Source organism: Ruegeria sp. BB1 (assembly GCF_056539465.1).
Window position 1 is genome coordinate 593768 of record NZ_JBQFVB010000001.1, and the last position, 21996, is coordinate 615763.

The following is a 21996-nucleotide window of genomic DNA, read 5'->3' on the forward strand; positions in this document are numbered from 1 at the left end:
CTACGCCTGAATCCTCACAAAGCTTCGGCAAATATGTTCCCGGCCGTCTCAACGTTGATCCCACCGGACACCGGGATCACTGCACCGGTGACATAGCTGCCGCCACGACCGCATAGGAATAGCATACAGCCGGCAATATCCTCATCACGCCCAACCCGACCCAAAGGAACCGAGTTACCAACCCTTTCGCGTGTCTCTTCATCGGCCGTGGCAAAGGCAGTCATCTTCGAGACGAACGGCCCCGGTGCCAGCGCGTTGACCGTGATGTGGTAGGGCGAAAACTCCTTGGCCATGATCTTGGTCAGGTGCAGCACTGCCGCTTTCGAAGCCGAGTAGCTATAGGCCCCATCGCCCATCGGCACCTCACCCATGACCGAACCGACATTGACCACTCGCGCCGGGTCGTCAACTAAGCCAGACTGCATCAGCATCGGCAACAGTTTTTGGGTCAGCTCGAACAAACCCGCGACATTGACCGACATAACCTTGTCCCAGGCCTCATGTGGGAATTGTCCCATAGGCGCACCCCAGGTTACGCCTGCATTATTCATTAGAATATCAAGGCGATCTGTTCGCTTGTTAACCTCGGATACAAGCGCCGCGATTCCATCTTTGGTTGCAACATCTCCGCCGAACCCTTCGGCATGACCGGGCGCATCCAAAGCGTTAAGCTCAGCCGCAACGGCTTCGCAGGCGTCTGCCTTGCGGGATGCGATCAGAACACGCGCCCCTGCCCGCACCAAAGCCTCGGCCGCCATTCGCCCGATGCCTGTTGCGCCGCCGGTGACAAGCGCGGTTTTGCCTAGCAATGAGAATAGCGTGTCAGGGGTCATGGTCTGCTCCTCAGTACAGTAGTTGTCGACACGTTGGAGAAATGGTTGATTTCTTGACAACTCATTGGTCCGCGCCAAAGCTCCTCATATCCGAATAACAGGGATAACGGGATTAATATGCAAGCTTTACTCAGCGTCGCGCCGGGCGGGCCAGATACACTAGAGCTGACCAGCCTGCCTGATCCGGTACCGGGTAAAGGCGAATTGCTGATCGGGGTTAGGGCCGCAGGCGTTAATTTCCCCGACACACTGATCATTCAGGACCGCTATCAGATCAAGCCACCCCGCCCCTTTGCGCCGGGCGGTGAAATCGCCGGGGACGTTCTGGCCATTGGCGAAGGTGTGACCGGGTTCAACGTTGGAGACCGTGTTCTGGCGCTGACCGGGCATGGCGGGTTTTCAACACATCTAACAATCCCCGCTGCAACCGCCATTAAATTCCCAGGCTCGATGCCATACGAGGATGCGGCCTGCTTTGTCTTTACCTACGGCACGTCTTATCACGCGTTGAAAGACCGCGCTGCCCTGCAGCCCGGGGAAACCCTGTTGGTGCTGGGCGCTGCCGGGGGGGTCGGGTCTGCTGCGATCGAGTTGGGCAAGGCCATGGGCGCACGTGTGATCGCCGCAGTCTCCTCGTCCGACAAAGCGGATTTTTGCCGAGATTTGGGGGCGGATGAAACGCTTATCTATTCCCTTGAGATGAACAAAGAGGCACAAAAAGAATTCTCATCGGGAATCAAAGATTTGGCAGGGCCGTTAGGTGTAAATGTCGTTTATGATGCTGTGGGTGGAGATTATGCGGAACCTGCGCTGCGTAGTATGGCCTGGGCCGGGCGATATCTTGTGATCGGTTTCCCGGCGGGCATTCCCAAAATACCTCTGAACCTGCCATTGCTGAAAAGCTGCCAAATTGTAGGGGTTTTTTGGGGCGCATCGGTGCTGCGCGATCCTGTAGGCCATTCAAAAAATGTGAGTGATTTGTTCAAGTTATACGTCGATGCTCGTATAAAACCGCGGATCAGCGCCAAGTATCCGTTCGACCTTGCCTCCAAAGCTCTGACTCATCTGGCCAACCGTTCTGCCCTTGGTAAAATCGTGGTGACAATGCCTGCAAGGGCTGAACATGATTGACGGTTTCTTTAATCGCTCGCCCTATACGCGCGTTGGCCGGTGGACATTCCCACCTGTTCGCGTTTAAGAAACTGTTATGGGAACAGTGAAATAATGCACAAAGCTCTGATTTTGAATGGCCCGAACCTGAACCTTTTGGGCACCCGACAACCCGAGGTTTATGGAAGCACCACGCTGGAGATGGTTGAGAATCTGTGCGTAAGCCACGGATCTTCCATCGGTCTGGACGTGTCGTGCTTTCAGTCAAACCACGAAGGTGCCCTGATTGATGCCATCCACGCGGCCAAGGGGGATCAGGACGGCATTGTTCTGAATGCAGGTGCTTATACGCATACCTCAATCGCCCTGATGGATGCGATTGCGTCCGTTGAACTTCCAATGATCGAGGTCCACCTGTCCAACATCCATGCCCGCGAAGAATTCCGGCACGTGTCCTATATCTCGAAGGTGGCGATCGGCCAGATTTGTGGCTTTGGCCCGCAAGGCTATGTGATGGCTCTGGACGGATTGGCGACGCATCTGAAAGGCGGGTCGACTGCATGAAGCTGAGCGAATACCTGCACTTTCTCAGCTATACCAAAACTTTGGAAGAGCTTTGGGACGCCCATTGCCGTCAGATGGCCGAATACGGGTTTGATCGGCTGATCTATGGCTACACCCAATACCGCACCGAGACATCGCTGGGTGATCCAGAGGATTTCGTGATTCTGACCAATCATGGAAAGTCCTATCTGGATGGATTCCTGCGTGGTGGCCTGTATTTTCATGCTCCGATGTTGAAATGGGCGCTAAGCAACGAAGGTGCCGCCAGTTGGAATATTGCCCAGGATTTGGTGTCCAACCGCGGATTAACACAGCAAGAACTGGACGTTCTGGAATTCAATCGAAAGCACGGCGTTGCGTTCGGATATACAGTCAGTTTCACCTCGGTTTCGATGCGTTCCAAGGGGGCGATTTCCCTTTCCGCCGGAAATGCGACCAGCCAGGACGAAGTGGATGCGATGTGGGATGAGCATGGTGACGATATCCTGCTGATGAACAATGTTGCGCATCTTAAAATCCTCACCCTGCCCTATAACGCGCCGAACCGAGCGCTGACCAAGCGCCAGCGTGAAGCGTTGCAATGGGTCGGTGACGGCAAGACCACCCAGGACATTGCCCTATTGATGGGGCTGACATCGGCTACGGTCGAAAAACATTTGCGATTGGCGCGCGAGGCGTTGTCGGTGGAAACCACCGCTCAGGCCGTTCTGAAGGCGTCACTACAGAATCAGATGTTCGTTATGGAGGTCTAAGGTCCGAGAATTGACGCTTAGGAGCGTCAATTTACCCTAGGTAAGGAAATCATGACTTTCCAATCTGGGGGGCTGGTTGCAAAGTGAGAGTGTTCCGTGAGTGGTGGCTTTAGCCAGGGAACATTTGGTTGGATCTTTGTAATACCAAGGCTCTCCAATCGCTCTGACATAAAGGCGCCTATTTGTCCGCGTCAGTTTGTCGGAATTTTGAGGGGCCTCGACCATCCCCATCATGCGGGGCCCCTCATACCTTTTCAGAAAGGTTCAGGACGCGAGTGCGTCCTTTTTTATTGGCTAATGGCTTGAGTGGCCTAAACAAACCGGCCACGACTAGCGCGACCGGTTTCTTCGGCTCCCCGAACTCTGCAGAGTTCGGGAGTGCTTTTTTAGCCTTGTGCGGCTTTGGCAACTTCTGCTGCGAAGTCTTCTTTTTCGACAACGATGCCTTCGCCAACTTCCAGACGGACAAAGCCGGTGATGGTTGCGCCTGCCTCTTTCGCCGCTGCTTCAACGGTCAGGTCAGGGTTCACAACGAAAGACTGGTTCAGCAATGTGGATTCCGCGACGAATTTCTTCATGCGACCAACGATCATCTTTTCGATCACCTGCTCCGGCTTGCCGGATTCGCGGGCAATGTCCATCTGAACCTGCTTTTCTTTTTCAACAACAGCCGGGTCCATGTCTGCCTCGGACAGGGCCGCCGGGTTCACGGCTGCGATGTGCATTGCAACTTGTTTGCCGATGGCTTCATCGCCGCCAGACAGAGCAACCAGAACACCGATTTTGCCCATGCCGTTGGTGGCCGCATTGTGGACATAGGACACAACAGTGTCGCCCGACAGCTTGGCCATACGACGGACCGACATGTTCTCACCAATGGTGGCGATTTTGTCGGTCAGGGTGTCCGCAACATTCTTGCCACCCAGATCAGCAGCCAGCAGCGCCTCGACATTGTCGACGCCTTCTGCGGCATACGCGATCTTGCCAACCATTTCCTGGAACTCGGCGTTTTTCGCGACAAAGTCGGTTTCCGAGTTCACTTCGACAGCAACACCGTTGCCACCGTTGACGTGAACAGCGACCAGACCTTCTGCAGCGGTACGGCCCGATTTCTTGGCCGCCTTGGCCAGGCCCTTGGTGCGCAGCCAGTCAACGGCTTCGTCCATGTTACCTTCGGTTTCGGTCAGCGCTTTTTTCGCGTCCATCATGCCTGCGCCGGTCGAGTCGCGCAGTTCTTTAACCATTGCTGCTGTGATTGCCATCTCTTGGCTCTCCTCAATTCAAACGGAATTGGGGCAGGTCTACCCTGCCCCATATGTCATTTAGGTGACGGGCAGCTTACGCTTCGGCTTTGGCTTCCGGCGCGGCTTCTTCTGCGGGTGCTTCTTCCGCAACGGCTTCTTCAACCGGAGCTTCTTCGAACGCACCCAGATCAACGCCTGCTGCACCCATCTGCGCGGTCATACCGTCCAGAGCGGCCCGTGCGGCCAGATCGCAGTACAGCGCAATCGCGCGCGCCGCGTCGTCGTTGCCGGGAATGATGTAATCAACACCGTCGGGCGAGCAGTTGGTGTCGACAACGGCCACAACCGGGATACCCAGTTTGTTGGCTTCGGCGATGGCCAGTGCTTCTTTTTTGACGTCGATGACGAACAGCAGATCAGGGACGCCGCCCATTTCGCGGATGCCGCCCAGCGAAGCCTGCAGCTTGCCCTGGTCACGTTCCATGCCCAGACGCTCTTTCTTGGTCAGGCCCTCGGCACCCGATTCCATGGCTTCGTCGATCTGGTTCAGACGGTTGATCGACTGAGAAACGGTTTTCCAGTTGGTCAGCGTGCCACCCAGCCAGCGGTGGTTCATGTAGTACTGAGCCGACTTTTCAGCTGCTTCAGCGACGGGCTGAGCTGCCTGACGCTTGGTGCCGACAAACAGAACGCGGCCACCTTTTGCGACGGTGTCACGAACGGCTTGCAGAGCCTGATCCAGCATCGGAACGGTCTGAGTCAGGTCCATGATGTGGATACCATTGCGCGAGCCGTAGATGAACGGGCCCATGCGGGGATTCCAACGCTGTGTCTGGTGACCAAAGTGAACGCCAGCTTCCAGCAGCTGACGCATGGTGAACTCGGGAAGAGCCATGCTATTTTCCTTTTCCGGTTTACGCCTGGGCGGGGGTGAAAGAAGCAGATGCTCCAACCGGCGGTCTTAATGAGGATGTCTCCCTCAAAAAGCCCAAACCCCGCCTGCGGGTTTGAATGGCGCGCGTATACGGCAGGTTTTCGGCTAGCGCAAGGGCTTTTCGCCCTTATTTTTCAAGCCCTGCCAGTGCGTGCGCGTGGCGCACGGCCTCTTCACAATATGCGGCCAGCGCCTTGCGGCTTTCGAAATCGCTAACCTTGGCCGGTGCATGATAAATCAATTCAACCGCACCCTGCCCGCGCGCACCCAGCGTTTTCAAAAGGTGTGGGGCGAAATCCATATCTCCCCACCAGCCATAAAACCGGTCGGGTTGCCCTTTGGGCGCGTGATACACAACCGAGACTGGCTGCACATACATGAAATCTCGCAATTCATCTGCGAAGAACGCGGCGAAAAGAGTTGTTTTAAAAGGTAAAACACGCTGCCCGTCGGTCGACGTCCCTTCGGGGAAAAACAGCAGCTTATGACCAGCTTTCAAGCGAGTTTCGAATATTCTTGTCTGTTCTCTTGCTTTCTTGCGGTCCCGCTCGATGAACACGGTTCCTGTTGCACGGGCAAGCCAGCCGATACCGGGCCATTTGGCCACCTCGGCCTTGGACACGAAATAGACGCGCTTGCGCGCATTCAAGGCGAAAATGTCCAGCCATGACGTGTGATTTGCAACCACAGCGCCGCGCTGTTGCATCAATTCGCCCGAGGTTCGAAACCGTATCCCGAGGATCCGAAACGCATTGCGGCAGACAAATTGCGAAATAAACGGCGTTACGGGGCGGCGCACGCCGAACAACGGACGCTCGATCAAGCGCACCACCAATAGAACTAGCAAACCTCCAAACACCAATACGGCCAGTGGTAATCCGCGGAGAAAAACCAACATCCACCCCACCAACCCCAGTTTGATGGGGTCTGGTTCATCCTCGCTGTTCCAAAGCGGTTCGTTCACCAATTTATGCCCCGCCATAGATGCGTTTCTGCCGCTCGTTCATGCGGGCCGTATCGAGGATCAGGCAAACATCAGTGGTGTTGAATGAATGGTCGATGAACGCGCCTTCTCCCACGAAACCCCCTAGGCGAAGATAGGCCTTGATCAATGCCGGAACCTGAACCATCGCAGCTCGGCGATCCAGATCGGCGGGCGCAACAAGATCCATGGAGTTAAATACTTCTGGTTGTGCCCTCACCCTCAAATCAGGCGGCGCGAGATGGTTGTGATGCAGCATCGACAAGGGCTGCGCCAATTCCTGAACATCCGTTCCGTGAAAGCTGGCGACACCGAACAGAACTTCGATCTCACGCTCATTTACATAGGCCGCCAATCCGTTCCACAGATGATACATCGCAGTGCCCCCGCGATAGTCACGGTGGACGCATGAACGGCCGAGCTCCAACAGCTTGCGACCGCTTTGCTTCAAAACAGTCAGATCGTATTCATCTTCGGAATAAAACTGCCCCAGTTCTGCAGCACGTTCGCCCGGTAATAGCCTGTAAACGCCAACAACTTCGCTTGTCAGGTCGTCTATCGCCAGCATGTGATCAAAATACGGATCGAACTTGTCGCGCTCCAGTCCGGCGTCATGATCCACCATCTCTCCGCCACCGCCCAGTTCGCGAACAAACACGTCATAGCGCAGCCGTTGGGCAGCGCGCAGTTCGTCCTCGGTCTGTGCAAGTTTGACGGTAAAGGAAGGGCCTGCGTCCGGCATTGATGGTTCCGTTCTTGTTTGCGCGCTGATACCGCAGTTTCCGTAGGGATGGCAACAAGAGCGGATATGCGGGGCCGTTAACCTTTCCTAAACCAGTTTCACAGATCAAAGACCGGCATCAGGGCGATGCGCGTTCCGTCAATCACCACTTTCCCCTGCTCGCGAAAGTTCACGGTGATCTTGCCCCCGATGTTGGACTGCACCTGTCCAACGCCCCAATCGGGGTAATCGGGGTGGCGGACGTACATGCCCGGTGCAAGAATAGCATTAAGGTCTGTCATGCGAGGGCTCCGGTCCGGCGGCAGATGCAGCAGGAGGTACGCATGAGCGACACCACAGTCAACCTGGCCGAGTTGATCGGGTCCCGGATCTGTCACGATTTGATCAGCCCCATCGGGGCGATCACTAACGGTCTGGAGCTGCTTGAGATGGTTGGCGCAGTCCAGGGGCCTGAGATGGAACTTATCTCGGGCAGTGTTGGCAGTGCCGGGGCGCGGATTCGGTTTTTCCGCGTGGCGTTTGGTTCAGCCAGCGATCAGCCTTTAGGCCGAACCGAGGTCTCGGAACTGTTAAAGGATGTCGAACGCGCAGGCCGCGTGCGCGTCAACTGGCGCCTGACCGAGGCGGTGCCGCGTAATCAGGTCAAACTGGCATTTCTGGCGTTGATGTGCTGCGAAAACGCCATGCCTTTTGGGGGCGAAGTGACCATCGATCAAAATGTTGAAAGCTGGACGGTCACAGGATCAGCCGACAAGCTGAATGTGGATAATGACCTTTGGAAGAATCTGCCGACAGGGCGATACCCCAATAAAGTCACGCCCGCACAGGTGCAGTTTGCTCTTTTGCCAAAGACTGCCACGTCGGTGGGGCGGCGGGTTGCGGCGGAAACCACCTCAACCCGCGTTGTGATCCGGTTTTAAGACCGGGTCGTTCCATTCCCGCGCACAAGATACTGAAAGCTGGTCAGCTGCGCCGCACCCACCGGGCCACGCGCATGCATCTTACCGGTCGCAATGCCGATCTCGGCGCCCATACCAAACTCACCCCCATCGGCAAATTGGGTTGAGGCATTGTGCATCAGGATCGCACTGTCGAGCCGTTCAAAGAACCGTGCAGCGGCGGTCTCGTCCTCGGTCATGATGCAGTCGGTATGGTCCGAGCCATTTAGGCGGATATGCGCGATGGCTTCGTCAATATCAGCGACCGGTCTCGCCGCGATGATACTGTCGAGGAATTCCTTTCCCCAATCATCGGCCGTCGCAGCCACGGTGCCATTCTGGGCCAGCGCGCCTTCGGCGTGAACCTCAACACCTGCGGCCATTAGCGCAGCGATAACGTCGCGTCCCAGTGTTTCCACCACATCCTGATGGATCAACAGGCATTCGGCTGCGCCGCAGATTCCGGTCCGCCGGGTTTTGGCGTTCATCACCACGTTCAGCGTTTTCTGCGGATCAGCGGCTTTGTCGATGTAGATATGCACGATGCCTTCAAGATGCGCGAAAACAGGTACACGCGCCTCGCGCTGCACCAGCCCCACCAGGCCTTTACCCCCGCGCGGGACGATAACATCAACATAATCCGTCAGGGTAAGCAATTCCTGAACCGCAGCACGGTCTCGCGTCGGCACCAGTTGGATGGAATCCTCGGGCAGGTTTGCGGCCTTTAGCCCTTGGACTAGGCAAGCGTGGATGGCGCCCGAAGAATGAAAGCTCTCGGACCCGCCACGAAGGATCACCGCGTTGCCCGATTTCAGGCACAGCGCGCCGGCATCTGCTGTCACATTGGGGCGGCTTTCATAGATCACACCGATCACACCCAAAGGCGTGCGCACACGCTGGATATGCAGTCCCGAGGGCATGTCCCATTCGGTCAGCACCTCGCCCACAGGATCAGCCTGATCCGCGACCGTGCGCAGCCCGTCAACCATGCCCTGAATGCGCGCCTCGTCCAGCATCAGGCGATCCATCATTGCCGGGCTCAGACCTTTTTCACGACCGAATTCCAGGTCTTTCTTGTTGGCCTTGATGATTCTGGCACGGTTGGCCCAAACCGCATCAGCGGCGGCGATCAGGGCTGCATGTTTCCGTTCGGCGCTGGCAAAAGCCAATTCGGCCGAGGCTTTCTTGGCGCGTTTTCCAAGATCGGCCATCAGTGTGGGGATGCTGTCGAAATCCTTCATCTCAGGTGCCTTTCGGTCGGTCTTTTGGTGTTCTAACATCGCTCGGCTACCGCGCCAAATCGTCTCGATGGATCAGCACGGCCCTGCCCGGATAACCCAGAGTTGCCTCGATTTCCGAGGACTTTCGCCCCTTGATCGCGTCTGCTTCTTGCGCGGTATAGCGGCTGAGGCCCTGTGCCAAGCGTCGCGCTTCTGGGTCCAGAATGGCCACAGGATCGCCACGGCCAAAGTCTCCGGTCACTTCGACGATCCCGGCAGGCAACAGGCTTTTACCGTTGCCAAGTGCCCGGGCTGCGCCGGCGTCCACCACGATTTCACCACGCGGTTTCATCGCCGAGATCCACCGTTTCCGGGCCGCATGTGGGTCCAGGGTCGCGGTGAACCAAGTGCAATTCGCACCGTTTTCAAGTGATTTCAGAGGGTTCAGCGGCGATCCTTCAGTAATCGCCATATCACACCCGGCGGCTGTCGCCATCTTTGCAGCCAGCAGCTTTGTCTTCATTCCGCCTTTGGACAGGCCTGACCCTGCGTCACCCGCCATCTGTTCGATCTTAGGCGTAATTTCTTCGATCACGTCGTAACGCGTGGCCGAGGCGTCCTCATTCGGGTTGCCGGTATAGAAACCGTCCACGTCAGATAGCAGTATCAACTGATCCGCGCCCACCGTGACAGCGATCTGTGCGGCCAAGCGATCATTGTCGCCATAGCGGATTTCATCCGTTGCGACCGTATCGTTTTCGTTGACGATAGGCACGACACCCAAACCCAGCAAAGTTTCAAGTGTCGCGCGTGAGTTCAGATAGCGGCGGCGGTCAGCGCTGTCCTCCAACGTCACCAAGACCTGCGCGGTAGTGATCTTATGCGGCGTTAACGCCTCCTCGTACGCGCGAGCCAGCCGGATCTGACCTACAGCAGCGGCAGCCTGAGATTTCTCCAGCGGCAAAGCCTCCATCGGCAAGCCCAAGACCCCGCGACCCAACGCGATAGACCCGGATGACACCAAAATGACGTCCGTTCCCTGCCCCTTTAGCCAAGCTACGTCCTGCGCCAAGGAGTGCAGCCAGTCCGAGCGCAAAAGGCCCGTGTCCCGATCCACCAGCAAGGCGGACCCGATCTTGACCACCAGACGCTTGGCTGAGGTCAGGGTTGCCACGTCTTCGCCTCCTCAACGGGCTTTTGCCGCAGGCGGTTTTCGTCAATCTGGGTACGCAATGCGCGCAGAACCTCGGTCACGCCCAGATGCGCCACACCGGACATTGTCATGACGGGGGCGCCGACGGCCTCTTCCAGCTCGGCCTTAGCCGCTTCGCGTTCTTCGTCATCCAGTGCGTCGACCTTGTTCAGCACCGTAATGCGAGGTTTCTCAGCCAGTTCGCCGCCATAAGCCTCAAGCTCGTGAATAATGGTCCGATAGTCATCAGCCACGGTCTCAGACGTTCCATCGACCAGATGCAGCAGAACGGCGCAGCGTTCCACGTGACCCAGAAAACGATCTCCGATCCCACGGCCTTCGTGGGCGCCTTCGATCAGGCCGGGAATGTCAGCCACGACAAACTCGACGTTATCAACGCCGACCACACCCAGGTTCGGGTGCAGCGTGGTAAAGGGATAATCCGCAATTTTCGGACGGGCGTTGGATGTTGCGGCCAGAAAGGTCGACTTTCCAGCATTGGGCATGCCCAGCAAGCCCACATCGGCGATCAGTTTCAGCCGCAGCCAGATGGTGCGGTCGATCCCCGCCTGCCCCGGATTGGCCCGGCGCGGGGCTTGGTTGGTGGCAGATTTGAAGTGCAGGTTGCCGAAGCCGCCATTGCCGCCTTTGGCCAGCAAAACCCGCTGACCGACCTCAGTCAGATCGCAGATGACGGTTTCTTCGTCTTCGTCCAGAATCTCGGTACCAACCGGCACCCGCAAGACAATGTCGTCGCCGTCCTTGCCGGTGCGCTGCTGACCCCGACCGGGTTGACCGTTCTTGGCAAAGAAATGCTGCTGATAGCGGAAGTCGATGAGGGTGTTCAACCCGTCAACGACCTCGGCCCAGACAGATCCGCCCTTACCGCCATCACCGCCATCGGGACCGCCGTATTCGATGTACTTTTCGCGCCGAAAGCTGACGCAGCCGCCACCTCCGGCCCCGGACCGGATGTAGACCTTTGCAAGATCGAGAAATTTCATGTGTGTCCCCTACTGCAAAGGCCCCATCGGCCACAAGTCAGAGTTTCTTAGTATACGTCCAGGTGGGCACATTCGCATCACGCGCCACCGAATAGGTTTCGGCATCACCCAGATATTCAAACCCGCAATGGGTCAACACCCGCGCCGAGGCCGGATTGTCCTGAAAAACGCTGGCAAACATGGTGGCGTTTTCCAACGGGTTGGCATTGACCAGCGCTTCGACCGCCATCGAGGCAACACCCGTGTTCCAATAGACCGGCGCGACCCAATAGCCCACCTCGGACTGGTTGCGATCCAGACGCGTCAGCGAGATCAGGCCGATCAGCTCGGGGCCGCCATCTTTGGTGGCGTCCATTGCCCAGACGTCTTCATCGCGTACTTCGGACATCGCGCGCGTCACAAAAGCTTCGGTCGAACCCGGTGGCAGCGGATGTGGAATTGCTGTGGTCATGCGCGCCACGCGCTCATCACCTGCATAATGTTCAATGAGACCCAAATCCGACCGGCGCAATGGTCGCAGATCGAACCGCTCGGTTTCAATGACCGGCTGGTTTATTATTGCCTCAAGCTTCATGAGTGCGTTCCTCCTCCGAACAACACGAATAACACGGACGCAACGGTGAGACTGGCTAACGTCCACATCAGATATTTTTCAATTGGCCGTCCTTCAACCGCGTGGGCAATTCTATCGCCCGCAAATGTCCAAATTGGATGAAGAATGACCTGACAAAACAACAAACAGAGAGCAATCGTTACTGTGGCCTCAATACTGGGCGTCCCTGCCGCCACAAACCCGGTAAACCCTGCAATGATCATCGCCCAAGCCTTTGGATTTAAGGGATGAACGATCAAACCAGCCAAGAACCCGGGTGCTTTGCCATCAGCCTGCTGACGCGACAGGCGTGTGTTGGCGATCTTCCAGGCTAGCCACATGATATAGGCTGCTGACACGTATTTCAGCACTGTAAATACGCCCGGAGCCTGATCGGCCAGTTGCAGCAGGCCAAAGCCCACAGGCCAGATGATCAATTGCTTCCCTACAATGACGCCCCCGACAAACGGAAGTGCCGCCCGAAAACCATAGCGCGCACCAGTTCCCAACAGGACCATATTGGCCGGTCCTGGGGTGCCGACCTGACTGGCGGCGAAAATCAGGAAACTTGTGGTTGCGACGGGCATAGGTGCGTTCAATCAAAACTACGTTAAAACGAGAAAGGGGACCGGCATTTTCTGCCGGTCCCCCAAGAATTTTCAAACCTTATGGGTTTCGGCTTACTCTGCGGCCTCCGCCACTGGCAGGACCGAAATAAAGGTGCGGTTTTTGAGGCCTTTGTGGAACTTCACAGCGCCGTCGACAGTTGCAAAGATTGTATGATCTTTGCCCATGCCTACGCCTTCGCCCGGCCAGAACTTGGTGCCGCGCTGACGCACGATGATGTTGCCTGCGATGGCGGCCTGGCCACCATACAGTTTCACGCCAAGGCGGCGACCAGCTGAGTCGCGACCGTTACGGGAGGAACCGCCAGCTTTTTTATGTGCCATTCTCTCTCTCCTTAGCCTTTAGCCAGTTCTTTGGCCTGCTCAACCCATTCGGGTTTCACTTTGATGGTGTCGATAGCAGCAATCTGCTCGTCCGACAAGGCGGCCAGAGCGGCAAAGCTCTCGATACCGGCGTCGGCCAGCTTTTTGGCGGCGGCGGGACCGACACCGTTCAGGGCTGTCAGATCATCAGCGGCAGCAGCAGCGGCAGGTGCCTCTGCTTTGGCTTCAGCTTTCTTGGCAGGCTTTTTCGCCGCCGGAGCAGCTTCGCCAGCAGGTGCCGAACCAGTTGCAGCTTTGATGCCCGATTTGTCAGCGCCCGATGCCAGGATGTCAGTGATTTTGACCAGAGTCAGTTTCTGACGGTGGCCAACGGTACGCTTCGAGCTGTGCTTACGACGACGCTTGACGAAGTTGATGACCTTGTCACCTTTGATCTGTTCGATCACTTCGGCCTGAACGCCTGCGCCTTCAACGAAGGGTGCGCCAACAACCGGTGCGTCACCGCCCAGCATCAGAACATCGTTGAATTGAACTTTTTCACCTGCGTCGGCAGCCAGCTTTTCAACACGGAGCACATCGCCCGCCTGAACCTTGTACTGCTTGCCGCCAGTCTTGAGGACCGCAAACATGCGTCTTTCCTTTTCTAAACCGCGTTCTGTGGTCCCCGTTTGGGTGTTTTGGCTTTCGCCACCTCGAACAGCGCGCCCTTTTTCCGGGCTGTGTGACGACCCGTGGGAAAAGCCCTTTGGGTCAATAATAACGAGACCCGGCACGGAAGAACCGGCCGGGATGCGCGCTTATCCAAAGATTGCGGGGGAAAGTCAACATCAAATGCGACGCTAAAGGTCCGATCCTTTCAGCACCTGAGCGACCGCCTGACCCAGCTGATAATAGATCGTGTCGAACATCCGGTTAAAGCTTTCAAACAGGGCCGTGTTGATCGCTTTGCCCGTTTCAGTGCGTGAAAAGGCGATGTTCTCGCGCATTTGACTGTCGGTCAGTGGTTTGTAGGCTAGCAGAAAGAAGGAATACAGCCACGTTCGGGTGTCTTCGGTCATGCTGTCTTTTTCCTCAAGCAGCTGTGCCAAAAGCTCCCCGTCGTCTCCGCCAACCCCCAGGCTCATCCCACGGAAAAAATTGTAATCTGCACTGATGGAGTTATGCACATTCTCGTCAATCAGGTTGTTGACCTGAATATACTCGTCGACCAGCCGATATAGCTCCGTGCTGCGATCACCGTTTCTGTAGACGTCCTGTGCCATTTCTTCGATGGCTTCATCTGCCAAGGCGACACGGGCGGATAATTCCAGCGAGGTGATAGCCTGCCCTAAATCGCTTTCGAAAAACAGGATGGCGCGGTCCATCTGGCTTTCGGTCAGGGTTTCCGCGAACACACTTTCGACCTGATCACGCATTCTGTCCGCGTCGTAAATCCGGTCTACCTGATCCAGAAAGACCGGGCCGCCATTGTTGTTCAGAAAGGTTTGCTGAAGGTCCTGCCCAAGTGAACTGCCTTCGTCCCGCAGGATGTCGATGACCGCGTCCACTTGCAGGGCCTGCATAAGTTGTTCGACCTTTTCCTCGGCCTGCAAAGGCGTGGTCCAAACGAACAACGCCAGGAACGTCGCGATAAAACGCATCAGATATCCTGTGCCGGGTGCAAGTCCGCCATCCGAGTGGCAAGAATTTCGAATTTCATGGCCATGATTTCATATTGAACGGCATTCAGCAGTTCATAGACCTCTTGCATAAGCGGCTGTTCTAGCGCATCGGCATAAGCGTTCACATCGGCATCGGAAAAATTCTGATACGTATAGGCAGCCCCGGCCAGGGCCGATAACTGCAACGCCTGTCGCATGCTTGTTTCGTTCTGGCGCATCATGAGGCGCAGTTGATCAGCATCCAACTGAAGATCAATTACCCCCGAAGCACTGGCGGCCAACAGAAACCGCAGTTGAATCTCTTGCAGGGCTCGCAAGGCTGTCCCGCTTGAATCAATGGCCCTATTCATGCGTTTGAGGCTTTCAACACGATGCGAACCGTCCTTGATCAACTCGGCCACGATCTCTTGACCCTGCTGCTGCTTGGCCTCGTCATCATCCAGCATATGCGAGGCGTTTTCCGCTTCGACCAGACGCTGCCCCAGGTCCGAGGCGTAAAATTCCACTGCATGAAGCAGCGCCTCGTCTCTGAGTGTCTGCTCCAGAATCGACACGGCGGTTTCATGCATGTCTTCAGTGTCGAATACTTCTTCGGTCAGTCGGGCCCAATCGGAGCCGAAACCATCCGGGTCTATGCCCAGCATCTGCGGCGCCGACGCAGAAGAGAGCGCGATACTTTCCAGCGCCACGTCAAAACCAGTTGTAGTCAGAAACGCTTCGATCCTGTCTCGCCCGGCGGCAAAGGACGACACAGGCGCCATGGCCAGTGCCAGAAGCAACAAGAATAGGGTCTGAGCGGAGCGGCGAAGAGAATAAGTCATACTTCAAAGCCTAGGCGTTTTGTGCCGTCTGGCAATGGAAAATCCCGTCATAGTGAATTTCGGGAATTTTCTGCTTGCACCCCCGCGCGTTCCTCACTAAATCCCCCCCTCACAGACCCCCGCGGAGAGGTGCCGGAGTGGTCGAACGGGGCGGTCTCGAAAACCGTTGTGGGTGCAAGCCCACCCAGGGTTCGAATCCCTGTCTCTCCGCCACTATCTTTTTGAAATGGAAAGCTAATAATAGAAATTCAGGGTGTAGTGTGCTTTCTGCCCTAGTCGACAGGTACGGCCATAGGTGTCCTACTGCGCCCCATTTTAGGACTTCCGGCCATGCCAATTACGGCCCTTTGGCGCAGACTATGACACATTGACACCCTTCCAAGCCGCAATCAGGCAAACGAAATAGGGATCCTGCGTCTGCGGAATCCCTTTTGAATGTTGCGGGGTTAAAGGCTTCAGCGAAAGCCGTTGTCGCTGTTCTGCCTTAACCTGAGCGACTTTTTCCTGTGTCAGATATCTCAGGTAGTAACGGCCTGTGGCAATTCGTTTGTGACCGCTGCAGTAAGACATGCCTCGCGTAGAGCGGTCTGAGTTGTCACTCTTTACGAAGGATCCGATATAGACACCAAAATCCTGTCAAGCTCGCTGTGAACTGGCTCCCATCCCGTGGCTAGTTTAAGAGCGCTGACATCCGCACAGATCTTTGCGATGTCACCAATACGTCTGGGCGTGTAGACCGGTGTGATCGAAGGCGCATGGCGGGCGTTACTTATTTAACTCCCCTTCCCGACCAATATTAGTTAAGGGAACCTTGGCAACCGCCAGAAATGTCCTGAAAGCTAATTTGCCAGACAGTTCATAAAACTACGTTTAGGTGCGTGAAACGCTCTGCCCCAAGCCGCAGGATACGCACCAATCAGACAAACTTCATTCAGCCATCAGACGCGAAATTGAAGGCGGAGAACAAAAGCTCCGAAATTTAGGACACTGAAAATCTTTCGCGTTAAATAGCGGTTGCTCCCATTGTTGACGAGATCACCGCAGGGAAAAATGCGACACTTCACATATGTTCACTGGGCTTTTCTTTTTGCTGAAAAAGCTGCTGAACCACGATAGCGCATTGATTTATAGGCGATAATTGAAATGATTAGGCAAATCCTAATGTTTAGTGAGGAAGTCAATTCTTAGGACGGCAACGCAGCCCGTATATACCTGAATGGAATTTCGCGATGCTCAGGGGAGGCGCAATTGTCTGGCAAAGAAAATATCGCGATTGACGTGCGGGACGCGGTAAAACGTTATGGCGATTTTACGGCACTCAAGAAGATCTCGCTGTCGATCATGGACAATGAGTTCTTTACCCTTCTGGGTCCGTCTGGCTGCGGCAAGACAACTCTCCTCAGAATGATCGCCGGGTTCGAGGCCGTAACCGAAGGTGCGATCTACCTATACGGAGATGAAATCGAGAACCTGCCTCCCAACAAGCGCCCGGTGAACACAGTTTTCCAAAACTATGCTTTGTTTCCGCATATGACCATTTTGGACAATGTTGCATTCGGCTTGGAAATGCGCGGGGCCTCGAAATCCGAAGCGCGTAAGAAAGCGGGTGAGATGCTGGAATTGGTACAGCTCTCTCAATTCTCGGCCCGCAAGCCCAGCCAGTTGTCAGGTGGCCAGCAACAGCGTGTTGCGCTGGCACGTGCCCTGGCGCCTCAGCCCAAGGTTTTGTTGTTAGACGAACCCCTGTCTGCACTGGATTTGAAGCTCCGCAAAGCAATGCAGCTTGAGCTGAAGCATCTGCAACGTGAAACCGGGATCACCTTTATCTTCGTGACCCACGACCAAGAAGAAGCGTTGACCATGTCCGATCGCATCGCGGTTATGTCCGCTGGCGAGCTGCAGCAACTGGGGTCTCCGACGGACATTTACGAGCGTCCGCACAACATGTTTGTGGCCGATTTTATTGGCGAGACCAACCTATTGGAGGTTTCCGTTGACGATATCTCGAATGGCCGTGCGACCTGCCACCTTGGCGGCGGGCATGAGTTGACCTGTAACTCGGTTGAGGGGGTTGGCGTCGGCTCCAAGGTTCACATGTCAATCCGGCCAGAACGGTTGTTTATGTCGGACAGCCCTGCCGAAACCGAAAGCCTGAAAGGGCGGATCAAGGAAAACATCTTTGTCGGCACAGATATCACAACCATCGTGGATTTGCAGGATGGCCCAGATTTTGTCGTACGCACCTCAAACTCAGACCGCGGCAACAAGCGGATTTTTGAGCCGGGCACCGAAATGTATGTCAACATGGAGCTGGGGGCTGGTCGCCTCCTGGTCGACTAATGGCGGCGGGTGCGGCAAGCGGCGGCAGCGCAACGACAGATACCTATAAAGAGGCGCGAACATGGCTTCTGCTGCCCGCATGGGTGACACTGGCCATTCTGGTTCTGGCGCCGGTCATCATGATGCTGATCTACTCTTTCCTGACAAAAGAGTTCCGGGGCGGCGTCATTTGGGAATTCTCGCTGGCGGCTTATGATCAGTTCTTCTTTGATCGAGGATTGTTCGGTGACGACCCCCCTAAGATAGAATGGACCTATATCACGATTTTCTGGCGCTCGATTTGGCAGGCAGGTGCTGCTACATTGCTCAGCCTCGTTATTGGCTTTCCAACGGCCTATTTCATCGCCACCCGATCCGAAAGCATGCGTCCGGTTTGGGTGTTCCTGATTACCATCCCCTATTGGGTGAACCTGTTGATCAGGACTGTGTCGATGAAATTCCTTCTGCGCGATCAGGGGCCGTTGAACGACTTTCTGATGAATATCGGCCTGATCGACAGCCCCCTGCATATCGTTAACACCAATTTTGCGGTGCAGCTCGGCCTGTTCTATTCATACCTGCCCTTCATGGTGTTGCCGATCTATGCAGCGGTAGAGCGGTACAACTTTGCCCTGTCCGAAGCCGCGGCCGACCTATACGCGTCGAAATGGACCACACTGCGCCGCGTGCTGCTTCCTGCGGTCAAACCAGGCGTATTTGCGGGTTGTATTTTGGTGTTTGTTCCGTCGATGGGGTCGTTTCTTGCACCCGACCTTCTGGGTGGCGCCAAAAACTTTATGATCGGCTCGCTGATTGAGGAGCAGTTCAAAGGCAACGCCGGCAACTGGCCGTTTGGCGCGGCCGCGTCGATGATCCTGCTGACAATGGTTTTGATCATCCTGATGTTCTCGGCCCGCCAGCAGGCCAAAGCCGACAAGGCGGGGGGCTGACCAATGGCAAGCAAGCAATTCGACATCAAGTCTTACACTGGCTTCAAGGGGATCACCCTGCTGTGTCTGGTCATTCTCTATGCGCCGCTGGTTGTGGTCACGATCTACAGCTTCAACGCGTCCCAATCACTGACCAACTGGGAAGGCGTTTCGCTCCGTTGGTATGCGGATGTTTTCACCGGGCCTGAAAGCGGTAAGTTCAAGACGGCTGCCAGGAACAGCTTTATCATTGCGATCATTGCCTCAACCACGGCAACCGCAATTGCAACGTTGGCCGCAACTGGCATGGTTCGAGGTGGCAATTTCCGCTTTCGCACATTGTCCTTTGGGTTGATCAGCCTGCCGCTGATGGTGCCCGAGATCGTTCTGGCCGTCGCGACCCTGATCTTCTTCAATTCGATCGGATTCGAACGCGGGCTACTTACCATCCTACTTGCCCATATCGCCTTTTGTATTCCGTTTGCCTATCTGCCGATCTCGGCCCGTATGCAGGGGATCGAGGACAGTTATGAGCAGGCCGCACTGGATCTCTATGCTACTAAACGGCAAGCATTCACTAAGATCCTCCTCCCGCTGATGATGCCCGGCATCATATCAGGTTTTCTGCTGGCCTTCATCGTCAGCCTGGATGACTTCATCATCACCAACTTTGTGAAAGGTGCCGGGGTCGAGACTTTGCCAACAGCGATCTTTGGCTCGGTCAAACAAGGGATCAAACCGAATATCATGGCGATTTCGACCATGTTGCTGAGTGTGTCCATCCTCATGGTCACGATCAGCTATTTCGTCAGCAAGTCTGACAACACAAAATAACCAACAGGAGGAGAGACACATGAAACATATGATGAGAAGCGGCGTTGCTGCCATTGCTTTGGCTATTGGCGCGAACGCTGCCGCCGCCGATGGTGAACTGGTTCTGTACCATTGGTTTGAGTACATCCCGCAAGAGCTGCTGGACAAGTTCACCGAAGAAACCGGCATCAATGTCACCATGGACACCTACGACTCGAACGAGGCGATGCTGGCCTCGCTCAAGGCCGGTGGTATCGGGACCTATGACGTATCGGTTCCGGGCGATTACATGGTGTCGATCATGGCCGGCGAAGGCATGTTGGACACAATCGCCGACGGTGAATTGAAGAACAAGGGCAACATCGCCGAGGAATGGGCCGATCCCGGTTTTGATCCCGGTCGGCAGTCCTCGATCCCGTATCAGTGGGGCTCGACCAGTTTTGCGGTCAGCCGTGATGCGTTTGACGGCGATATTCAAACCACCGATATTCTGTTCAATCCGCCAGCTGAACTGCAAGGTCGTATCAACATGTTGGACAGCCAGGGCGAAGTGATGGCCATGGCCGCGTTGCATATGGGTATCCCGCAATGTTCCACTGACCGCGAGCAGTTGAAGGCGCTGAATGCCATGCTGCAAGAAGCTAAGCAGCACTGGGCGTCGTTCAATTCGGATACCGCGAAAGAGGTTCTGGTTTCCGGTGACGCAGCCGTAGGCCAGATCTATGACGGGTTCTCTGCCAAGGCGCGCGAGGAAGGCGCCAATGTGGAATACGCCTTTCCGACACAAGGTTACATCGCCTGGATGGACAATGTCGTTCTGCTAAAAGACGCACCCAACCGCGAGAACGCGCTGATATTCATGGATTTTCTGCTGGAGCCCGAGAATATCGCAGCTGTGTCCAACTTTGCGCAGTACAACGCCGGTGTGAACGGTGTGGGTGAATTCCTAGACCCGAAGCTGGCTGAACAACCCGAAAAGAACCCTCATGCCAATGCAGGCTCGGGCGTGTTCATCGAAGTATGTGATGAGGAAACCCAGGCGGTCTATGACCAGATCTGGACCAACTTGAAGAAATAATTCAGGCCTTATTCCTGACGCCAAAGCCCCCGGTTTTTCCGGGGGCATTTTCGGTTTCAGTAAGTGTCTGTTTTTTAGCGGCTGATGTCTTCGAGGATGCGATCCATCATTGCGTCGCACGCGTTCAGCTGTTCGATTTCAAGGTATTCATCCGGCTTGTGTCCCTGACGTTCCATGGAACCCGGCCCGCAGACAACAGTTGGAATCCCCAACTCGCTGAAAAACCCGGCCTCGGTGCCAAAGGCGACTTTGGTGGTGGCGTTACTTTGCGCAAGTTTCTGGGCGTAAGCGATGACACCCTCGGTCTCGACAACATCCAGCCCGGGATAGGCGTTATACTGTTCGACCTCAATGCGCGCCTCCGAGCATAGGGCCTGATACCGGGCCCCTACCCTGACCGCTGCGTCTTGTATCTGTGACAGAATATCCTTGCCATGATCCAAAGCAAGATGACGGTATTCAAAGGTCAACTCAGCGCGGTCGGGCACAATATTCAGGGCTCTGCCGCCCGACAGTATACCCACGTGGAAGGTCGTATAGGGCACCGAGTAAGCCGGGTCGCTGTTACCACTTTTGGCGTAAACGTCTTGTAGCGCACGCAACTCGGCCACAAAATCGGTTGCAAGATGCAGTGCATTGACAAATTTAGGGGCCAGCGCGGAATGCCCGCTTTGACCGTGGCAAACAGCGCGCAGCGCAGCTTTGCCTTTGTGCCCGATAGCGACCTGCATTTCTGTCGGTTCGCCGACGAAACACGCGCGGGGCTGACCCAGCATTGGGGCGAGCCGATCCAGCATGTGTTGAATACCGACGCATCCCACCTCTTCGTCATATGACAACGCGATCTTAAGGGGTTCTCGCAGGTCAACCCCGGCAGTCCGGTCTGCCAAAGCCATAACCGACGCCACATAACCCTTCATATCTGTGGTGCCACGACCGTAGACACGGTTACCTTCTTGCGTCAGGCAAAACGGGTCTTTGGTCCAGCTTTGGCCTTCGACTGGGACAACATCCGTATGCGCAGACAGCAGAACTCCGTCACCGTCGGGGCCTTTTTCTGCATAGAGCCCAGTTTTGTCGCCGCCGGGATCGGTGATGCGATGAACCGCAAAGCCGCGCGCCTCTAGAAACTCTTCGACATAAGCGGCAAGTTCGAGGTTCGAGTTCTTGCTGACAGTATCGAAGCCAACCAGTTTATCGAGAATACCCAGTGTAGACGTCATGCGACTTGAACCTGCTTTTCGGATTGCCGACCGGTTTGATCCCCTCTGCGTTGGGGATTGTAGATTAGCCTATACGACAGGCAGAATACTTAAAT

24 protein-coding genes and 1 tRNA gene are annotated in these 21996 nt (G+C 55.7%); 9 read left to right on the forward strand and 16 right to left on the reverse strand.

Going from position 1 to position 21996, the window contains the following annotated elements; genetic code table 11:
- Window positions 1-14: 14 nt before the first annotated feature.
- On the reverse strand, window positions 15-833 hold the full coding sequence (locus ACR0AL_RS03005) for an SDR family oxidoreductase (protein WP_170348708.1): 819 nt from the start codon (window positions 831-833) through the stop codon (window positions 15-17).
- A gap of 117 nt (window positions 834-950) precedes the next feature.
- Here ACR0AL_RS03005 and ACR0AL_RS03010 point away from each other — a divergent pair, with 117 nt between their 5' ends.
- The 3 genes from ACR0AL_RS03010 (at window position 951) to ACR0AL_RS03020 (ending at window position 3259) form a co-directional block, all read left to right on the forward strand.
- Window positions 951-1964, forward strand: coding sequence for an NADPH:quinone oxidoreductase family protein (locus ACR0AL_RS03010; RefSeq protein ID WP_480661920.1), 1014 nt, complete (start codon window positions 951-953; stop codon window positions 1962-1964).
- Between the two features lie 93 nt (window positions 1965-2057).
- The gene (aroQ, locus tag ACR0AL_RS03015; protein WP_170505288.1) at window positions 2058-2507 is read left to right on the forward strand and encodes a type II 3-dehydroquinate dehydratase; all 450 of its coding nucleotides are present in this window, start codon (window positions 2058-2060) and stop codon (window positions 2505-2507) included.
- Complete coding sequence (locus ACR0AL_RS03020; RefSeq protein WP_170348705.1) at window positions 2504-3259, forward strand: helix-turn-helix transcriptional regulator; 756 nt, start codon at window positions 2504-2506, stop codon at window positions 3257-3259. Before aroQ ends, ACR0AL_RS03020 begins: the two co-directional genes overlap by 4 nt.
- A 386-nt stretch (window positions 3260-3645) precedes the next feature.
- On the opposite strand, the gene tsf is transcribed toward ACR0AL_RS03020, so the two are convergent.
- The 5 genes from tsf to ACR0AL_RS03045 all read right to left on the reverse strand — a co-directional run bounded on the left by tsf (window position 3646) and on the right by ACR0AL_RS03045 (window position 7442).
- A complete protein-coding gene (gene tsf / locus ACR0AL_RS03025; protein WP_170348704.1) occupies window positions 3646-4521 on the reverse strand; it encodes a translation elongation factor Ts in 876 nt (291 codons plus the stop codon).
- Window positions 4522-4597: 76 nt separating this feature from the next.
- A complete protein-coding gene (gene rpsB / locus ACR0AL_RS03030) occupies window positions 4598-5398 on the reverse strand; it encodes a 30S ribosomal protein S2 (RefSeq protein ID WP_170348703.1) in 801 nt (266 codons plus the stop codon).
- A 166-nt stretch (window positions 5399-5564) separates the two neighbouring features.
- A complete protein-coding gene (gene olsA, locus ACR0AL_RS03035) occupies window positions 5565-6419 on the reverse strand; it encodes a lyso-ornithine lipid O-acyltransferase (protein ID WP_480661922.1) in 855 nt (284 codons plus the stop codon).
- Window positions 6406-7161: an L-ornithine N(alpha)-acyltransferase gene (olsB, locus tag ACR0AL_RS03040; RefSeq protein ID WP_170348701.1), complete on the reverse strand. Its 756-nt coding sequence runs from the start codon at window positions 7159-7161 to the stop codon at window positions 6406-6408. Before olsB ends, olsA begins: the two co-directional genes overlap by 14 nt.
- 98 nt (window positions 7162-7259) lie before the next feature.
- On the reverse strand, window positions 7260-7442 hold the full coding sequence (locus ACR0AL_RS03045) for a DUF3553 domain-containing protein (protein WP_170348700.1): 183 nt from the start codon (window positions 7440-7442) through the stop codon (window positions 7260-7262).
- Between the two features lie 42 nt (window positions 7443-7484).
- On the opposite strand from ACR0AL_RS03045, the gene ACR0AL_RS03050 reads away from it, so the two are divergent.
- The gene (locus ACR0AL_RS03050) at window positions 7485-8081 is read left to right on the forward strand and encodes a histidine phosphotransferase family protein (protein WP_480661924.1); all 597 of its coding nucleotides are present in this window, start codon (window positions 7485-7487) and stop codon (window positions 8079-8081) included.
- On the opposite strand, the gene ACR0AL_RS03055 is transcribed toward ACR0AL_RS03050, so the two are convergent.
- The 9 genes from ACR0AL_RS03055 to ACR0AL_RS03095 form a co-directional block, all read right to left on the reverse strand.
- Window positions 8078-9340, reverse strand: a complete 1263-nt coding sequence (locus ACR0AL_RS03055) for a glutamate-5-semialdehyde dehydrogenase (protein WP_480661926.1) — start codon at window positions 9338-9340, stop codon at window positions 8078-8080. The genes ACR0AL_RS03050 and ACR0AL_RS03055 overlap by 4 nt on opposite strands.
- Window positions 9341-9386: 46 nt before the next feature.
- On the reverse strand, window positions 9387-10493 hold the full coding sequence (proB, locus tag ACR0AL_RS03060; RefSeq protein WP_170358454.1) for a glutamate 5-kinase: 1107 nt from the start codon (window positions 10491-10493) through the stop codon (window positions 9387-9389).
- Complete coding sequence (gene obgE / locus ACR0AL_RS03065; RefSeq protein ID WP_480661928.1) at window positions 10481-11515, reverse strand: GTPase ObgE; 1035 nt, start codon at window positions 11513-11515, stop codon at window positions 10481-10483. Before obgE ends, proB begins: the two co-directional genes overlap by 13 nt.
- Window positions 11516-11552: 37 nt before the next feature.
- The gene (locus tag ACR0AL_RS03070) at window positions 11553-12089 is read right to left on the reverse strand and encodes a GNAT family N-acetyltransferase (protein WP_170348695.1); all 537 of its coding nucleotides are present in this window, start codon (window positions 12087-12089) and stop codon (window positions 11553-11555) included.
- On the reverse strand, window positions 12086-12694 hold the full coding sequence (locus tag ACR0AL_RS03075) for a LysE family translocator (protein WP_170348694.1): 609 nt from the start codon (window positions 12692-12694) through the stop codon (window positions 12086-12088). The genes ACR0AL_RS03070 and ACR0AL_RS03075 overlap by 4 nt, the downstream gene beginning before the upstream one ends.
- A 93-nt stretch (window positions 12695-12787) precedes the next feature.
- Window positions 12788-13057, reverse strand: a complete 270-nt coding sequence (rpmA, locus tag ACR0AL_RS03080; RefSeq protein WP_010440093.1) for a 50S ribosomal protein L27 — start codon at window positions 13055-13057, stop codon at window positions 12788-12790.
- A gap of 11 nt (window positions 13058-13068) precedes the next feature.
- Window positions 13069-13686 carry a 50S ribosomal protein L21 gene (locus ACR0AL_RS03085; protein WP_170348693.1) on the reverse strand — a complete coding sequence of 206 codons (618 nt, stop codon included), beginning with the start codon at window positions 13684-13686 and terminating at the stop codon, window positions 13069-13071.
- A 210-nt stretch (window positions 13687-13896) separates the two neighbouring features.
- Entirely contained in the window at window positions 13897-14697 is an 801-nt protein-coding gene (locus ACR0AL_RS03090) for a DUF2059 domain-containing protein (protein WP_170348692.1), read from the reverse strand.
- Window positions 14697-15539 carry a DUF2059 domain-containing protein gene (locus tag ACR0AL_RS03095; RefSeq protein ID WP_170348691.1) on the reverse strand — a complete coding sequence of 281 codons (843 nt, stop codon included), beginning with the start codon at window positions 15537-15539 and terminating at the stop codon, window positions 14697-14699. Before ACR0AL_RS03095 ends, ACR0AL_RS03090 begins: the two co-directional genes overlap by 1 nt.
- A gap of 123 nt (window positions 15540-15662) precedes the next feature.
- On the opposite strand from ACR0AL_RS03095, the gene ACR0AL_RS03100 reads away from it, so the two are divergent.
- The 5 genes from ACR0AL_RS03100 (at window position 15663) to ACR0AL_RS03120 (ending at window position 20678) form a co-directional block, all read left to right on the forward strand.
- A tRNA-Ser gene (locus ACR0AL_RS03100) sits at window positions 15663-15752 on the forward strand.
- A 1035-nt stretch (window positions 15753-16787) separates the two neighbouring features.
- Complete coding sequence (locus tag ACR0AL_RS03105; RefSeq protein ID WP_170348690.1) at window positions 16788-17879, forward strand: ABC transporter ATP-binding protein; 1092 nt, start codon at window positions 16788-16790, stop codon at window positions 17877-17879.
- Complete coding sequence (locus ACR0AL_RS03110; RefSeq protein WP_170348689.1) at window positions 17879-18808, forward strand: ABC transporter permease; 930 nt, start codon at window positions 17879-17881, stop codon at window positions 18806-18808. The genes ACR0AL_RS03105 and ACR0AL_RS03110 overlap by 1 nt, the downstream gene beginning before the upstream one ends.
- A gap of 3 nt (window positions 18809-18811) precedes the next feature.
- On the forward strand, window positions 18812-19621 hold the full coding sequence (locus ACR0AL_RS03115) for an ABC transporter permease (protein WP_480661930.1): 810 nt from the start codon (window positions 18812-18814) through the stop codon (window positions 19619-19621).
- 19 nt (window positions 19622-19640) lie between these two features.
- Window positions 19641-20678: an extracellular solute-binding protein gene (locus ACR0AL_RS03120; RefSeq protein ID WP_170348687.1), complete on the forward strand. Its 1038-nt coding sequence runs from the start codon at window positions 19641-19643 to the stop codon at window positions 20676-20678.
- Between the two features lie 74 nt (window positions 20679-20752).
- Here the strand turns inward: ACR0AL_RS03120 and argE are convergent, their stop codons facing one another.
- Entirely contained in the window at window positions 20753-21901 is a 1149-nt protein-coding gene (gene argE, locus ACR0AL_RS03125; protein ID WP_170348686.1) for an acetylornithine deacetylase, read from the reverse strand.
- Between the last annotated feature and the right edge of the window lie 95 nt (window positions 21902-21996).

What these genes read in the sequence shown, in the direction of transcription:
- ACR0AL_RS03055 (WP_480661926.1), bottom strand. Translation starts at nt 9,340, where the DNA reads ATGAAGGATTTCGACAGCATCCCCACACTGATGGCCGATCTTGGAAAA.
- ACR0AL_RS03020 (WP_170348705.1), top strand. Translation starts at nt 2,504, where the DNA reads ATGAAGCTGAGCGAATACCTGCACTTTCTCAGCTATACCAAAACTTTG.
- obgE (WP_480661928.1), bottom strand. Translation starts at nt 11,515, where the DNA reads ATGAAATTTCTCGATCTTGCAAAGGTCTACATCCGGTCCGGGGCCGGA.
- ACR0AL_RS03120 (WP_170348687.1), top strand. Translation starts at nt 19,641, where the DNA reads ATGAAACATATGATGAGAAGCGGCGTTGCTGCCATTGCTTTGGCTATT.
- ACR0AL_RS03070 (WP_170348695.1), bottom strand. Translation starts at nt 12,089, where the DNA reads ATGAAGCTTGAGGCAATAATAAACCAGCCGGTCATTGAAACCGAGCGG.
- rpsB (WP_170348703.1), bottom strand. Translation starts at nt 5,398, where the DNA reads ATGGCTCTTCCCGAGTTCACCATGCGTCAGCTGCTGGAAGCTGGCGTT.
- ACR0AL_RS03045 (WP_170348700.1), bottom strand. Translation starts at nt 7,442, where the DNA reads ATGACAGACCTTAATGCTATTCTTGCACCGGGCATGTACGTCCGCCAC.
- aroQ (WP_170505288.1), top strand. Translation starts at nt 2,058, where the DNA reads ATGCACAAAGCTCTGATTTTGAATGGCCCGAACCTGAACCTTTTGGGC.
- ACR0AL_RS03085 (WP_170348693.1), bottom strand. Translation starts at nt 13,686, where the DNA reads ATGTTTGCGGTCCTCAAGACTGGCGGCAAGCAGTACAAGGTTCAGGCG.
- rpmA (WP_010440093.1), bottom strand. Translation starts at nt 13,057, where the DNA reads ATGGCACATAAAAAAGCTGGCGGTTCCTCCCGTAACGGTCGCGACTCA.
- argE (WP_170348686.1), bottom strand. Translation starts at nt 21,901, where the DNA reads ATGACGTCTACACTGGGTATTCTCGATAAACTGGTTGGCTTCGATACT.
- ACR0AL_RS03115 (WP_480661930.1), top strand. Translation starts at nt 18,812, where the DNA reads ATGGCAAGCAAGCAATTCGACATCAAGTCTTACACTGGCTTCAAGGGG.
- ACR0AL_RS03050 (WP_480661924.1), top strand. Translation starts at nt 7,485, where the DNA reads ATGAGCGACACCACAGTCAACCTGGCCGAGTTGATCGGGTCCCGGATC.
- ACR0AL_RS03110 (WP_170348689.1), top strand. Translation starts at nt 17,879, where the DNA reads ATGGCGGCGGGTGCGGCAAGCGGCGGCAGCGCAACGACAGATACCTAT.
- ACR0AL_RS03010 (WP_480661920.1), top strand. Translation starts at nt 951, where the DNA reads ATGCAAGCTTTACTCAGCGTCGCGCCGGGCGGGCCAGATACACTAGAG.
- tsf (WP_170348704.1), bottom strand. Translation starts at nt 4,521, where the DNA reads ATGGCAATCACAGCAGCAATGGTTAAAGAACTGCGCGACTCGACCGGC.
- ACR0AL_RS03090 (WP_170348692.1), bottom strand. Translation starts at nt 14,697, where the DNA reads ATGCGTTTTATCGCGACGTTCCTGGCGTTGTTCGTTTGGACCACGCCT.
- olsA (WP_480661922.1), bottom strand. Translation starts at nt 6,419, where the DNA reads ATGGCGGGGCATAAATTGGTGAACGAACCGCTTTGGAACAGCGAGGAT.
- olsB (WP_170348701.1), bottom strand. Translation starts at nt 7,161, where the DNA reads ATGCCGGACGCAGGCCCTTCCTTTACCGTCAAACTTGCACAGACCGAG.
- ACR0AL_RS03095 (WP_170348691.1), bottom strand. Translation starts at nt 15,539, where the DNA reads ATGACTTATTCTCTTCGCCGCTCCGCTCAGACCCTATTCTTGTTGCTT.
- ACR0AL_RS03005 (WP_170348708.1), bottom strand. Translation starts at nt 833, where the DNA reads ATGACCCCTGACACGCTATTCTCATTGCTAGGCAAAACCGCGCTTGTC.
- ACR0AL_RS03075 (WP_170348694.1), bottom strand. Translation starts at nt 12,694, where the DNA reads ATGCCCGTCGCAACCACAAGTTTCCTGATTTTCGCCGCCAGTCAGGTC.